The organism is Paenibacillus alvei DSM 29 (assembly GCF_000293805.1).
GTDB classification, from domain to species: Bacteria; Bacillota; Bacilli; order Paenibacillales; family Paenibacillaceae; genus Paenibacillus_B; species Paenibacillus_B alvei.
On record NZ_AMBZ01000001.1, the window covers coordinates 615,211 to 628,595 of the forward strand.

10 protein-coding genes are annotated in these 13,385 nt (G+C 47.8%); 3 read left to right on the forward strand and 7 right to left on the reverse strand.

Features of this window, described 5'->3' with window-relative positions; all coding sequences use genetic code 11:
- Positions 1–152: 152 nt before the first annotated feature.
- From PAV_RS02860 to PAV_RS02880, 5 genes are all read right to left on the reverse strand, one after another.
- Complete coding sequence (locus tag PAV_RS02860; RefSeq protein WP_157266555.1) at positions 153–1,691, reverse strand: MDR family MFS transporter; 1,539 nt, start codon at positions 1,689–1,691, stop codon at positions 153–155.
- A gap of 58 nt (positions 1,692–1,749) precedes the next feature.
- On the reverse strand, positions 1,750–3,432 hold the full coding sequence (locus PAV_RS02865; protein ID WP_005543379.1) for an ATP-binding cassette domain-containing protein: 1,683 nt from the start codon (positions 3,430–3,432) through the stop codon (positions 1,750–1,752).
- A 20-nt stretch (positions 3,433–3,452) separates the two neighbouring features.
- Positions 3,453–4,070 (reverse strand): ECF transporter S component, encoded by a 618-nt coding sequence (locus tag PAV_RS02870; RefSeq protein WP_005543381.1) that lies wholly within the window; start codon positions 4,068–4,070, stop codon positions 3,453–3,455.
- Positions 4,071–4,221: 151 nt separating this feature from the next.
- Positions 4,222–4,959 (reverse strand): energy-coupling factor transporter transmembrane component T family protein, encoded by a 738-nt coding sequence (locus tag PAV_RS02875; RefSeq protein WP_005543383.1) that lies wholly within the window; start codon positions 4,957–4,959, stop codon positions 4,222–4,224.
- On the reverse strand, positions 4,944–5,870 hold the full coding sequence (locus tag PAV_RS02880; protein ID WP_005543386.1) for a TetR/AcrR family transcriptional regulator: 927 nt from the start codon (positions 5,868–5,870) through the stop codon (positions 4,944–4,946). The genes PAV_RS02875 and PAV_RS02880 overlap by 16 nt, the downstream gene beginning before the upstream one ends.
- Positions 5,871–6,104: 234 nt before the next feature.
- Here PAV_RS02880 and PAV_RS02885 point away from each other — a divergent pair, with 234 nt between their 5' ends.
- Both PAV_RS02885 and PAV_RS37125 read left to right on the forward strand, forming a co-directional pair.
- A complete protein-coding gene (locus tag PAV_RS02885; RefSeq protein ID WP_005543388.1) occupies positions 6,105–7,355 on the forward strand; it encodes an MDR family MFS transporter in 1,251 nt (416 codons plus the stop codon).
- A gap of 7 nt (positions 7,356–7,362) precedes the next feature.
- Positions 7,363–7,731, forward strand: a complete 369-nt coding sequence (locus PAV_RS37125) for a hypothetical protein (RefSeq protein WP_005543389.1) — start codon at positions 7,363–7,365, stop codon at positions 7,729–7,731.
- A 188-nt stretch (positions 7,732–7,919) separates the two neighbouring features.
- On the opposite strand, the gene asnB is transcribed toward PAV_RS37125, so the two are convergent.
- On the reverse strand, positions 7,920–9,770 hold the full coding sequence (gene asnB / locus PAV_RS02890; RefSeq protein WP_005543390.1) for an asparagine synthase (glutamine-hydrolyzing): 1,851 nt from the start codon (positions 9,768–9,770) through the stop codon (positions 7,920–7,922).
- A 555-nt stretch (positions 9,771–10,325) separates the two neighbouring features.
- On the opposite strand from asnB, the gene PAV_RS02895 reads away from it, so the two are divergent.
- Positions 10,326–11,390, forward strand: coding sequence for an alpha/beta hydrolase (locus PAV_RS02895; protein ID WP_005543391.1), 1,065 nt, complete (start codon positions 10,326–10,328; stop codon positions 11,388–11,390).
- A 72-nt stretch (positions 11,391–11,462) separates the two neighbouring features.
- On the opposite strand, the gene PAV_RS02900 is transcribed toward PAV_RS02895, so the two are convergent.
- Positions 11,463–13,205 carry a glycoside hydrolase family 35 protein gene (locus PAV_RS02900; RefSeq protein WP_005543392.1) on the reverse strand — a complete coding sequence of 581 codons (1,743 nt, stop codon included), beginning with the start codon at positions 13,203–13,205 and terminating at the stop codon, positions 11,463–11,465.
- Between the last annotated feature and the right edge of the window lie 180 nt (positions 13,206–13,385).

Here is a 13,385-nt window from a genome sequence, read left to right on the forward strand (position 1 = left end):
TAACCGCGTATGATCCTTTAAATAACAAATCTTAAATAAAAAAATCCGCCCTCCCATACAGTTCAAGCTGCAGGAAGAACGGACTTATTACCGTTTTTGACTAAAATGCCTGGGAGATCAGACCCATTGAATTTAGTATCAACGCATTCACTCTAGTGAGACGGTGCAGAAGGTTGGTTATGCTTGGATGACTTCTCCGATGCAGCTGGCTTTGGCATGAACAGCATGCACACGAGGCAGATCACGGCAATGACTGCCATTAAGAGAAATACTTGACCTAGACCCGTTTCTAAGAAAGATCGCAGCGTACTCATTAAATCAGAGGACAGCGAGTGTGCGCTTTCTGGATTCAACAGTTTGCTCAAATCATCACTTGAGACACGCGAGGATATGTCTGAACCTGCACCCGATACCATTGACGCAATACTCGCGTTCAAGAATGTACCAAAAGCAGCAATGCCGAGTGTCTGCCCCAATGCCCGCACGAACGTGTTCAACGCAGTAGAAGCTCCTCTCATACTCCAGTCCACAGATGACTGAACGATAATCGTGAACACCGTGAACGACAAACCAAAGCCCAGACCCGCCAATGACATGATTACGACAATGATGAAGATCGATGTCTCTCCTGTAATCGTTGCAAGCCATATCGAAGCCATTACGATCAGAATCATTCCGAGCGTCGAGGTCACACGTGCGCCAATTTGGATCAGCATACGGCCGCCTACAATAGAGCCAATCAACCAGCCAATCGACATAGGGGTCAACGATAATCCCGAGCTGGAGGCATTTTGCCCAAGTACGCCCTGTGTCCACAGCGGCATGTAGGAGCTAATTCCAATCAGCACGGCACTTACAAGGAAGCTGACGAGATTCGACACTGCAATGTCGCGAATGCGAAACAGCTTAAGCGGAACCATCGGCTCCTTCGCCTTGACTTCAATTCGGAAGAAGAGAATAAGGAACACTGCCGCTACGCCAAGGAGCACGAACATCCAAGGAGAATTCCACGCAATCCCCTGACCTCCTGTAATAATCGCAAACAAAAACGCCGTCATTCCAATGGAAAATGTCGCTGCACCCGCATAGTCAATTGGCTTGTCCTTGCGTTCCACCTTCTCGTGGAAGCATACGATGATCATCCACACCGACACGATGCCGAACGGAACATTGAAGAAAAAGATCCAGTGCCAGGATAAGGAATCGACGAAAAATCCGCCAACTAACGGACCGACCAGCCCCGCAATCCCCCATATCGAGCTGAATAGGCCTTGGATTTTGGCCCGCTCCTCATAGGTGTAAATGTCTGCTACCATCGTAAAGGTAACAGGAAGCACAGCCCCCGCCCCTATTCCTTGAAGAGCACGGAATATGATCATTTGCGTCATATTGCCCGACAATCCACACAGCATCGATCCGCCCACAAACAATGCGGAGCCAATGATAAATATGTTCTTGCGGCCATACAAATCAGCCAGCTTGCCGAACAGCGGCGTTGAAATCGCAGTCGTGAGCAAATACGCTGCATATACCCAGCTAATCAAGGAAAGTCCACCTAAATCAGCAACAATCTTCGGCATTGCTGTACTTACTACGGTTACCTCAATTGCCGCCAAAAAGGTCGACAATAAAAGCGCGAGCGTGACGAGCTTACGACTTCGTCCCGCTTGCATAGAAGCCTCGTTCCCCATGAATACCCATCCTTCGTGTTCTAAATCGTACTGCTTTTCCGAATAAATAAAGTTCCCTTTATACGTCAATATGGAGCGAACCCCGATCCATCTTAGCATGCACCAACCGAGGGTGATTTACGTCTTGCCAAATGCCATCATGTGTTGCAACAAGCAGCGCTCGCCCCCGCTCGGCTTGACTCAGACACCAGTCGCGAACGAAGGCTGCATGCGCTGCATCCAGTGAAGCTGTTGGCTCGTCCAGCATAATAATCCCCGGTTCGTGCGCAGATGCGATCGCCAGACTCAGCAGCCGCTTCAATCCAGCAGGCATATCATGCGGATGCACATGCTTCACATCCCATAAATGATATTGCCTCAACCGGTACCCCACTTCCCGCTCAACCTGTTCATATGCATATACGGCTTGCCCTTCCATCATCTCTTCCTCAATCTGCAATTGCCCGCACTGATTCGCTGTAAGGAGTGCATCTCGCAGCTCCTCCTGTACAGATGCTGCAAAAAATCCGGATTCCGGCTGCTGTGCGGCAAATCCTATAAGCCGCGCCAATTCATAGGTACGAAGCTTCGATACAGCTTTCCCTACTATTTGAATTTTTCCCTCTATCCTTCCCGAGCGTTTCAACAAGCTGCCTGTAAGGATGCGGAATAACGTCGACTTCCCCGATCCATTCACTCCGGTCAGCAGCATGCACTGCCCTGCCTTTAGTTGGAAGGAAACCTTATGGAGCGCGTTCGTTCCGGAATCTTTCCTATTCTGGTCCGCATTTCGATGATAGCAATAGTTCAAGTTGGATACGGACAGTACCACTTTGTCCTCGCATGCAGCGCGATGATGTGTTTCTATCTTACGATCATGGCAAAAATGTTCGCCTTCATCTTTCTGTATACCACATGGCGCCTGTATCGTTATATCCAATGTAGTTGCGCTCCGTCCCCACTGGGGGGGAACAATTCCTGCCTCACGGCAAAGTTTCAGGATGCGCAAATCATCCTTCATACGTGGTTGATCATTCAAGCCAGTTCCTGTTGGATACGCAGGCATCTTTCCATCATACACCATTCTCCCATTGTGCAACAGTAGCAGATGTGCCTCCCGAATCCAACCATGCTGCCATTCCGCAGCAAGCTCATCCAAACGCGACACGGCTAATATAATTGTTCTGCCTTGGCCATGCCAAGCTTGAAGCTGCTCCGACAGACGATTACGGGATTCCTTATCCATCTGGCTCCATGCATCATCAATAAGAAGCACATCTGGCTCCATTGTCAGAACAGACGCTACGGCTGTCCTTTGCTGCTCACCTCCGGATAGCTGCTGTACCTGACGCAAGCGGAGATCACGTAAATCAGCCCTTTCAAGCTGCTCCTCCACTCTATTTACAATGACTGTGCGCGGCAAGCCAAGATTTTCAGGAGCAAAAGCAAGCTCATCCTCAACGATCCCAATGACAAACTGCTCCTTGGCCTCTTGCAATATGAAGCCCATCATAGGCGCCGTCCCATCTTGATGCATGCCATAAGTGATTTCACCCTGCAGTTGGCCCTCATGAGACTGCATTGTACCTGCCAGCAGCTTGAGAAGCGTTGTTTTGCCGCTTCCATTTCCTCCTGCCACCAACACAACTGAACCCGACTGAATACAAAAACTGCATGAATGAAGTGTAAGCTTAGACTCGCCAAAATAAGTAAAGGCCACACGCTCAGCGCGCATGACCTCATTAAACTGTTGAATTCCCATTACAACTGGCCTCCTCTACACTACTGCCCACGATACGCTCTTCCTAGCGCAAATGGACGCAAAGCTCTCGTCGAGGCTAATCGGTCACCAATGATTTTGGTCAGGGCGCCGCACAGCAGCATACCACTAATACAACGGATTATAAGGGTAGCAATAAGTACCCACGTCTCATAGTGGATATAACCGAACATAAAAGCCGACACGACGAACCACAGCGGCACCGCGGCCGTACCTACGAATAGCATGGATAACCAATTGTACTGACGATATCGGAATAAATAAAACAATGGCTCAATAATAACTGCATAACAGGCTGCGGCGGCAATACAAGACCATGCCCCATATGCCGAACCAATCAGTATTTGAACACACGCTCCAAGTGCATATGTTACCAATGCTGCCCCTGGCTTGCGGATAACATATATAGCAAGAAGGCCATATATCATGTACAGCCCTACAATCGTAGAAGTCAGCATTGGTCCTCCAACGGAGTGAAGCAGCTTATTAACCCAGGATAATCCGCCCGTCATAACACCATTCACTGCTGCGAGAAGTGCCATAAGCACCCAGTCCGCCAATGTAAGAGACCGCAGCGAGAAGCTATCATTCACTGCGGTTGTTCCATTTTCCATCTTCATAGATGACTCATCCCCAATTCTTTCTTCAACTTATGTAATGCTATTGTTAATCATATGTTAACCCATAACACATGAATCATCATTAACGTTACAAGGGATAGCCCGGAAATGCAAGTCAAATCTCTCAACTCCGTGAATGATATTTTTGGAGTTATCCTATTAAGATAGTCACAGTCATTGCAGCAACTGATAATGCTGCAAAACAAATGCCAAGCCCAGTAAAACGCAAGGTTCGCCATGACGTTCGTGCATATTTCGATCCGAATTGCTTCGCCTCCATTGCCGTTGCTACATTTTGCACACGACGCATCGCTCCAGAGATGACAGCCGCTGCATATCGATTCGTTAGGCGCAAGCGTTCACCGATTCCCTGAGGTGCAGCAAGCTGACGTAGACGCTGCGCCTCGCGGATGCTGCGCGCCTCTTCAGCCAGCAGGGGCACAAATCGTAGAGCAATCGCGACGGAAAATGCGAAACGATCCGGCAGGCGCATATGGTGCGAAAGCGCAGTAACAACATCGCGTGGTGCAGTTGTTGAAGCGAACAGCAGCGATGACAAGAACAATGTCATTGCACGCAGTGTGAGCGTCAGGGAATTACGGTACGCTTCCTCGGTTAACGTCATACCGAAAATCTCCAACTTAATACTCTCCCCCGGCAAAACAAGACATTGGAAGATGAACAGCGGTAGTGCGAAGCCAATCAGCAAAGTTATTACCATTCTCCAGCGAGAGATTGTCCAACCAGATCCTGTCAGACCGATAATTAGCAATGATGAAAACCAGCCACATTGCCAAGCCAGCTTCATACTCACCATCACTGCAAGGCCTGTCCCGAAAAGCCATATTCCCTTCGTAATCGGGTCAATTCTGTTCAACCACGCTTGCATGTCCGTTCCTCACCCTCTGTACTGCAGGTGCGCTCCAACAAAACGAGAATTTCCCGTGCGGCCTGCTCAATGCGGGCATCCGGCATCGAACACAGGAACAATGCCATCGCTCGAGCATTTACCGTTTTGCTGCCTCCTCTTAATATTTCCGACTCCAAAGCCGTATACGCCTGCTCGGCTTCTTCGCGCTGCTTCAAATTGAAAGGTGCGCTCATCACCACTTCCTTCAGCACCCATACCTGATCCAATAATTGCTGCTGGGAGGTGGACATGCTTACATGCCCAGAACGCATAAAATCATTCATGAGCGCCATCGTGAGTACGGGTTCGGACTGTTTGTGGACAAGTGCTTCGGCAGTCGCATCCAGAATATTCACAATAAATGTGCATACTCGATCAAAGTCCACATTTTTCCGATCAAATGTCGCATAACTCATGAACTCGATGGTCATACCACTAATAATTGTTGCTAGGTCCATCCAATACGGTTCTGCTTCCTGGCCGTATACTTCAGCTACTACTTGGCGGAAGGTAAAGAAGCGTTTAGCACGAAAATCGAACACCATATCCCGAATTTCACGCTTCTTGTACAAATGCGCCTCCTTGCGCTGCAGTGTAACGAACAGCTTGAATCTGCCGAACTGTTCAAGTGAAATATGGATAAGCTTGCTGAGTTTTTGACGAGCCGGCAAATTATCTGCCAGCGTGTCGCGTGCAAGTTCGTACATCATCTGATGATAATGGTCAAATATCGTGAACAAAATTTCTTCCTTTGAACGAAAGAAGGAGTAGACCGATCCTTTGGCAATGCCGATTCGCTCAGCAATTTCTTGGATTGATGTTTCATGGTACCCTTTTTCGGCGAACAGCGAGAGCGCTGTTTCCATAATGAGTCGTTTTTTCTCTTCCATGTTCCGTCCTCCGTATGTCATGACTTTCGGTTCAATCTTTTTTGACCGTCTAGTCAGCATCGTGTGATACGTTATTCCTACCATACCACAAACATTATATTATGAAAAATATTTTAGTTCCAAAACAATTGACTTCGCGGTCAAACCGATTTATAGTATCAACATGCTATTTTTTGACCCGAAGGTCAGTCACTCAAAAAATAATAAAAGGGCATGAAAGAAAGGTGATAATAAATGGCCACAGTGAAAGACCATGCGGCATCTCGCCGCAATATGGTGTTATTCGGTCTGATCATGGGGATGTTCTTCAGCTCCCTAGAGCAGACGATCGTCGGCACGGCCATGCCAACGATCATTAAGGATCTCAACGGATTCGCTATCTTCGCTTGGGTAACGACCGCCTACATGATCTGTTCAACTGCAGTCATTCCGTTAGCCGGGAAATTAGCGGACTTATTCGGCAGCCGGTTCATTTACTTGACCGGATGGCTTATTTTCGTCGTCGGTTCAGGCTTGTGTGCAACTGCCGTAAATATGGAACAATTAATTATTTATCGGGCCATTCAAGGTATTGGCGGCGGTATGCTGATGCCAATGTCCCAGACGATTATCGGAATGATGTTCAGCCCGCAGGAACGCGCCAAGTGGCAAGGAGTATTCGGTGCTATATTTGGTCTTAGTTCCGTTATCGGTCCATTCTTCGGCGGATTTATTGTTGATCATATTAGCTGGCACTGGATCTTCTTGATTAATGTCCCGTTCGGCTTGTTGTCAACAGTCTTAATCTTTATCGGTATGAAGTCACTTGATGAGCCGCGAGATAAGAGCAAAAAGATCTCGATCGACTGGCTCGGCATTTTCACTCTTATCCCCGGTATTGTCTTACTGTTGCTCGGGCTTTCGCTCGACCATGACAAATACGCTTGGGATTCTCCTACGAGCATTCTAGTCTTTGCAGGTGCACTGCTTCTGTTCGTTCTGTTCGTATTCATTGAACGTCGCGCAGCAGAGCCAATTATCGATATGTCGTTATTCAAGAGCCGTATTTTCAACGTATCTGTCGCACTCGGCTTCCTCGTAGGCCTCGGCATGTTCGGTGCTATTATGTTCGTGCCAATGTTCATGCAAGGAGTGCTTGGTGTAACTCCAACGCAAGCAGGATCTACGATGACGCCAATGATGATCGCTTTGATTATCGCCAGCATCTTGGCAGGACAGCTGGTTCTACGCATGCGTTACCGTGTGGTAATGGCGACTGGTATGGTTATTAGTGCCGTTGGCTTCTATCTCATGAGCACGATGGGGGTCAGCACTTCAACTTGGATGGCATATTCGTTCATGGTCGTACTTGGCTTCGGTATCGGAATGGTTATGCCAATCATTACACGTGCAAAATGCATTTCCACGCGAGCAGCTTGGTACAGTAACTTCCGCTACGACGTTCTTCCGTTCTATCGGATCAACAATCGGGGCGACATTATTTAACGTTATCATGAATAGTGTTATTGCCACAAATATTGCGGATGCAACAGCGAAGGCTGATCCAGGAACGCAAGCAGTTTTGAGCAAAACCGGTACAGATTCGAATACACTGTATCAAATGCTCATTAACAGCGATATGCTGAAACTGCCTGAAGACTTGAAGTTGAATGTGTTGAATACGATCAAGGATGCTTGGTCTTCTTCCTTCTCCACGGTGTTCCTGACAGGCCTTGGCTTCATCGTGTTCGGTATCTTTGTTGCACTGCTTATCGGCAACGGACGCATTTCCCGTGAGGCGATGCAGAAGCGCAAACCAGGCTCCACTGGCGAAGGATCGGATGACACATTAAGCGCACAGCCACAAGCTTCTTCGAATTAATCATAAGATGCAAATAAAAAAGCAGCAAGCCTTTCCCGTCAGGGATCTGGCTTGCTGCTTTTTTGCTTGTGGCTAAATAGAGCGCCATTAGTTATACAGAGGGTGACATTGTAAATATTTCTTGGTAATACACAGCATAAAAAGGACAGCCCCTTTTAATTGGGAACTGCCCTCGATAATTGACTGATTTATTGCTGCTTCATGTAAGTGCGGTACCATAAAGCGAATACGTGCAATGTCCATATTTTACGGGAATAATCGCCTTGTCCATTCTTATGGCGGCGGAACATATCCTCTACCGCTGTCAAATTGACGAGGTGGTCAATGCCGCTAGCGGACAGCTCTTCCCACAAAATATTCGCACGATCCGTGCGCAGCCAGTCGCGCATTGGAACCGGGAAGCCGAGCTTCGGACGGTTCAATACCGAATCTGGGATAATGCCCTGCATCGCTTTGCGAAGCGCATATTTTGTCGTGCCTTCCGCGATACGATAATGTGCGGGAATGCTGCGGGCAACGTCGAATACTTTGCGATCCAAGAATGGAACGCGCAGCTCAAGCGAATGCGCCATCGTCAGCTTATCCGCCTTCATCAAGATATCACCAGGCATCCACAGGTTCATATCGATATACTGCATCCGTGATACCGGATCCAGGTGGCGTGTACGGTCATAATAAGTACGTGCGATATCGAACGGCTTCGTAAACCCGGCAATCTCCGATTGCGTTGCGCGCAGAAGCTCTACCTTCGCATCGTCTGTCATAATATTCGCGTTGCCAAGGAATCGCTCTTCAAGCGGCGTCGTTCCACGGAGCAAGTAGTTTTTACCGTAGAAGCTGAACGGAACTGCCTGCACCATCTTGTGTACGGCGCGCTGCATGCCTTCAGGCATCCAAGACAAGTAACGAAGCGAATGCGGCTCGCGGTAAATGCGGTATCCGCCGAACAATTCATCCGCACCTTCACCGGACAATACGACCGTGACATGCTCTTTCGCCAAACGCGCAACCTCATACAACGCGATTGCTGACGGATCCGCTACCGGCTCATCCAAGTGCCAAATAGCACGCGGCACAGCGTCGAAGTACATCTCCTGTGTAATGATGCGGTCATAGTGATCCGTGTCCAGTTGTTTTGCCGTATCACGCGCAATAATCGTCTCATTGTTCGCGCCCTCAAAGCCGACACTGAATGTCTTGATCGGTTCCATCGAACGCATCAAAGTCGACGTAATCGTCGAGTCAATTCCACTGGACAGGAAGCAGCCGCGTTCCACTTCACTATGAAGGTGGTGCTCTACGGAATCACGCATAACATCGCGAATTTCCTCGATTATTTGTGTCAATGGACGATCCACAGGCTCGAACATTGGATCCCAGTACTTCTCGATAACCGGTTGTCCGCCAAAAGGAATCGTAATGCAGTGTGCAGGCGGCAGCTTATGGATTCCTTGATACATCGTGTTCGGATCCGGCACGTACTGGAACGTCAAATAATTATAGAAGCTGTTCATGTTCACTTGGCGCTGAACACCAGGAACCGCGAGCAAGCTCTTTATTTCCGAACCAAAGACGAACATCTCGTCATTTTGATAATAGTATACAGGCTTAATTCCAAAATGGTCGCGCGCAATAAACAGCTCCTGCTTGTTGCGATCCCAAATGGCGAAGCCGAACATCCCCCGCAGATGATGAACGCACTTCGAGCCATGCTCTTCATACAAATGAAGAATAACTTCCGTATCCGTATGTGTTTTGAATTGATGTCCGCGATGAATGAGATCCTCGCGCAGCTCTTGATAGTTGTAAATTTCTCCGTTGAAAATAATCCATACCGAATCATCCTCATTGCTGAGCGGTTGCGCCCCAACAGCGACGTCGATAATGGACAAACGGCGGAAGCCTAGTCCAACACGATCGCCAATCCATAGCTTCGCGTCATTCGGCCCGCGATGGTGAATCAAGTCCATCATCGAGCGGACTACTTGTTCAGAAGGTTGTTGATCATGAAAATGATATATTCCAGCAATGCCACACATAATTGTTCCAAATCCTTTCGCTCGTTGCATATGGCGTGAAACGTCTCAAGTTCCCGCTCAGAACAAGGCAATACCCCGCAAAAGGCGGGGCTTGTCCATGCAATCATTATAAACGTTTTTGACGAAATGCGACACAGGCTTACAGTCAATTCGACGCATTTCTATGTTCGATACTTATGAGGATACGATATAACCGCTTGGAGCAGCTACCGGCTTTCATATGTATACAATTTCAAGTTAACCACGACATTTGCATTCGTTACTAATTACCACGTTCCATTGTAACGGACAATGGACTCAAGTACAAATAAAGAACAGTAGACAATACCCATTTAATACAGCTCGAATCTGTATCTGAATCTGACCCTCACCATTCAAATGATATTTTCGACAACCTGAGCCGTCAATTTTATCCTACACCCTCTATGCACATCCTACATTCCTTCGTAATGATTGCTCCAGATTCGGTTAATAAAAATCCATAATGCACATCCTAGATGTATCCGCGGACAACCTGCTTGAACCCAATGATACGTGATTGGAGGTCTGCCAGCAATGCTGACGCCGATTGTATCTGGAATTATCATCTTTTTAGCACTATCTGCCTGGCTCATTCCGCATTATGCCGTTCATTATATGACGCGTTCCAAATGTTCCACCTATGAGCGATGTCTGGAGATGCTTGAGCAGCAAGGCGTACTTACCCGTCAACAATTCGAAGCCTGCAACAAGGAAGAAGTCAGCATTCGAAGCCATGATGGCATTATGCTGTATGGTTGGTATGTGGAAAAATATCCACATTCACGTCGAATTGCTTTAATTGTTCACGGCTACACAGGAGCCCTTCCTTGGTCGGCGCAATTCATGGATATGTTCATCGAGCAAGGATTCAATATTTTGCTCGTCGATCAGCGGAGGCATGGTCAGAGTGAAGGAAAATATACCACTTTTGGCTACAAGGAAAAATACGATTTACAAATGTGGGTGGATTGGCTCATTTCCCGGAAGGGGAAAGATTGCATCATTGGATTGCATGGTCAATCGCTTGGTGGAGGCACTGTGCTTGAATATGCGGCCATCCGCAGGCCACAAATACAATTCATTGTCGCAGACTGTCCTTATTCCGATCTGACGCAGCTCATTCATTATCAAGTAAAGATACTGAATCAAATGCCTGCTTGGCCAACCATGGCTCTTATCAATCGATTACTTCAGCGGAAGGCAGGATTCCGTATGGAGCAAGTCAGCCCAATTCGCATTATGAGAACATGCAACTTGCCCGTCTTATTCATTCATGGTAAGGAGGATCGCTTCGTGCCTACATGGATGAGTGAGCAACTGCATGAAGCGAAGCGCGCTACTTCCTCCCTGATTCTCATTGAAGGCGCTGGTCATGGTACTGCTTATGCTACGAATAGAGAACGTTACTGGCAAGGAGTGACGAGCTTTGTTCAAGCAATAATCGGGTCGCCATCTCCTGAGGAATTGACGCAGCCATTCCATGAAGTGTATGAGACAGTCGACGTCATCGAGGAGCCCGACCCACAGCCAGAGCTCGGAGTTGATCTTATTCCTGATCTAGTTCCTGCAGAGTCCGAGGGGATGATTCCTGTAACGTAAAACAAAAGAGAGCAGCCTTTCACTTGTTAGAAGGCTGCTCTCGCTTACCATCGCGATTGAATGAAAATTAACTTATAAAGACGGTTCTGCCACAAAGCTAATCTTGTCACCTGGACAATGCAGTTCCAACACGACAATGTGATTTTCACCCTGACGAAGAATAGGGGCTGGCACATATAGAGTCTGCTGCGGCCCTACCTCCCAATAACGCCCTAGGTTAAAACCATTAACGAACACAACGCCCTTCTTCCATCCATCAAGGCGAAGGAAGGTATCTTGCGGCCCATCCTGTATCAACAATGCTGCCTCACAAAAGACAGGCTGCTCACCCTCTAAGCCGGTATTAGTTGCCTCGAAGTGCAAGCCATCTAATGTATCCAGTTCAAGATTACGTACTTCCCAATGGAAAAGAAATTGACCGTTCAAACAGACACCATGTGTAATCCCTTTCCGATCAAGCAGCTCCGATCCATAGTTGATTCGCCCCATATTCTCTACAAGAATATCCAGCTGTGCTCCGCCTTCCGGTATCATAATCGATAGCTGCTGCGGATCCCAACGCTCAACAACCCCGACCAGCTTCCGATTAAGGAATACATGGGCACGATCACGGACATCCTGAATCGTTAAGAAGCATTCTGAACGAGGACCTGAAACCCGTGTGGAATAAAGAATGAATCCCTGATTTTGCCCATACTTCTCCATTGGCTCTGGGCAGACACTCGTCTTCACATCAGTCATCGAAGAAAGCGTATCGAACAGCTTCACAGAGCGGTTCACCTTCACCTCTCCATAAGCTGCCTTCGGCGTATTTTGCGGCATATCATCTTCCGAAAGAGACACATATTTCCCAATCACTTTTCGGAAAAGTTGATATTTAGGCGTAATATCACCTGCTTCGCTAATCGCGCTATCATAGTCATAGCTGGTTACAGTTGGCTTGTATCGTCCGCCATGGTTAGCGCCGCTGCTAAATCCGAAGTTCGTTCCGCCATGCAGCATATAGAAATTCACAGACGCCCCCATACTAAGCATTTCATCCAGCACCTGCGCCGCATCTTCCGCACTGCGGGTATGATGTTCCTCGAACCAATGATCAAACCACCCGTTCCAATACTCCATACACATAAGCGGTGCATTCGGCTGGTATTCCTCTAGCTTGCCAAAGGCTTCCTTCGGTCTGGAACCGAAGTTGACGGTTGCCAGCACGCCCTCTGTCATACCTCCCTGCAGCATATCATCAGCAGGGCCATCTGAAGTGAACAGCAGGACATCAATGCCACGCTCTACGAGCATATTGCGCAAGGCTTGCAAGTAAGCCTGATCGTTACCGTAGCTGCCATATTCATTCTCAATCTGCACCGCAATAATAGGCCCTCCAGAAGTCGAAAGCAGCGGCTTCAACTGCGGTATAAGCGCATCATAGTACGCGGATACCTTCTCAAGGAATCTGGGATCACTGCAGCGCAGCCTTATGTCTTCCTTTAGCAGCCATGCCGGCATGCCACCGAATTCCCATTCTGCACATATATAAGGGCTTGGACGAACAATGACAAGTAAATCAACCCGCTGTGCAATCCGGATAAATTCAACAACATCCGCGATTCCATCAAAGTTGAACTGCCCATCGCGCGGCTCATGCACGTTCCAAGCAATATATGTCTCTACACAGTTACAGCCCATCGCCTTCACCTTTCGGAGTCGGTCTTCCCAATATTCGGGCACAATGCGGAAATAATGAACGGCACCAGATATAAGCTGGATAGGCTTTCCTTCAAGCATAAAATGCTGATCCTCGTACGAAAGCGCTGTCATGAAACGTTCTCCTCCTGCCTTTTACCGTGAATTAAGAACCAAACAATTAAGCATACTTACCTCCATCATACCGACTTCTCTCCAAATGAACATACATTTAACAGACCTGTTTATGAATAAATGTCACAAAAAAAAGACTTGCATCAATTATTGATGCAAGTCTCAATCCGATAATCTATA

Bases quoted from the DNA above. Each gene is read 5' to 3' on its own strand.
- PAV_RS02900 (WP_005543392.1), bottom strand. From the start codon at position 13,205: ATGACAGCGCTTTCGTACGAGGATCAGCATTTTATGCTTGAAGGAAAG.
- PAV_RS02865 (WP_005543379.1), bottom strand. From the start codon at position 3,432: ATGGGAATTCAACAGTTTAATGAGGTCATGCGCGCTGAGCGTGTGGCC.
- asnB (WP_005543390.1), bottom strand. From the start codon at position 9,770: ATGTGTGGCATTGCTGGAATATATCATTTTCATGATCAACAACCTTCT.
- PAV_RS02875 (WP_005543383.1), bottom strand. From the start codon at position 4,959: ATGCAAGCGTGGTTGAACAGAATTGACCCGATTACGAAGGGAATATGG.
- PAV_RS37125 (WP_005543389.1), top strand. From the start codon at position 7,363: ATGAATAGTGTTATTGCCACAAATATTGCGGATGCAACAGCGAAGGCT.
- PAV_RS02870 (WP_005543381.1), bottom strand. From the start codon at position 4,070: ATGAAGATGGAAAATGGAACAACCGCAGTGAATGATAGCTTCTCGCTG.
- PAV_RS02860 (WP_157266555.1), bottom strand. From the start codon at position 1,691: ATGGGGAACGAGGCTTCTATGCAAGCGGGACGAAGTCGTAAGCTCGTC.
- PAV_RS02880 (WP_005543386.1), bottom strand. From the start codon at position 5,870: ATGGAAGAGAAAAAACGACTCATTATGGAAACAGCGCTCTCGCTGTTC.
- PAV_RS02885 (WP_005543388.1), top strand. From the start codon at position 6,105: ATGGCCACAGTGAAAGACCATGCGGCATCTCGCCGCAATATGGTGTTA.
- PAV_RS02895 (WP_005543391.1), top strand. From the start codon at position 10,326: ATGCTGACGCCGATTGTATCTGGAATTATCATCTTTTTAGCACTATCT.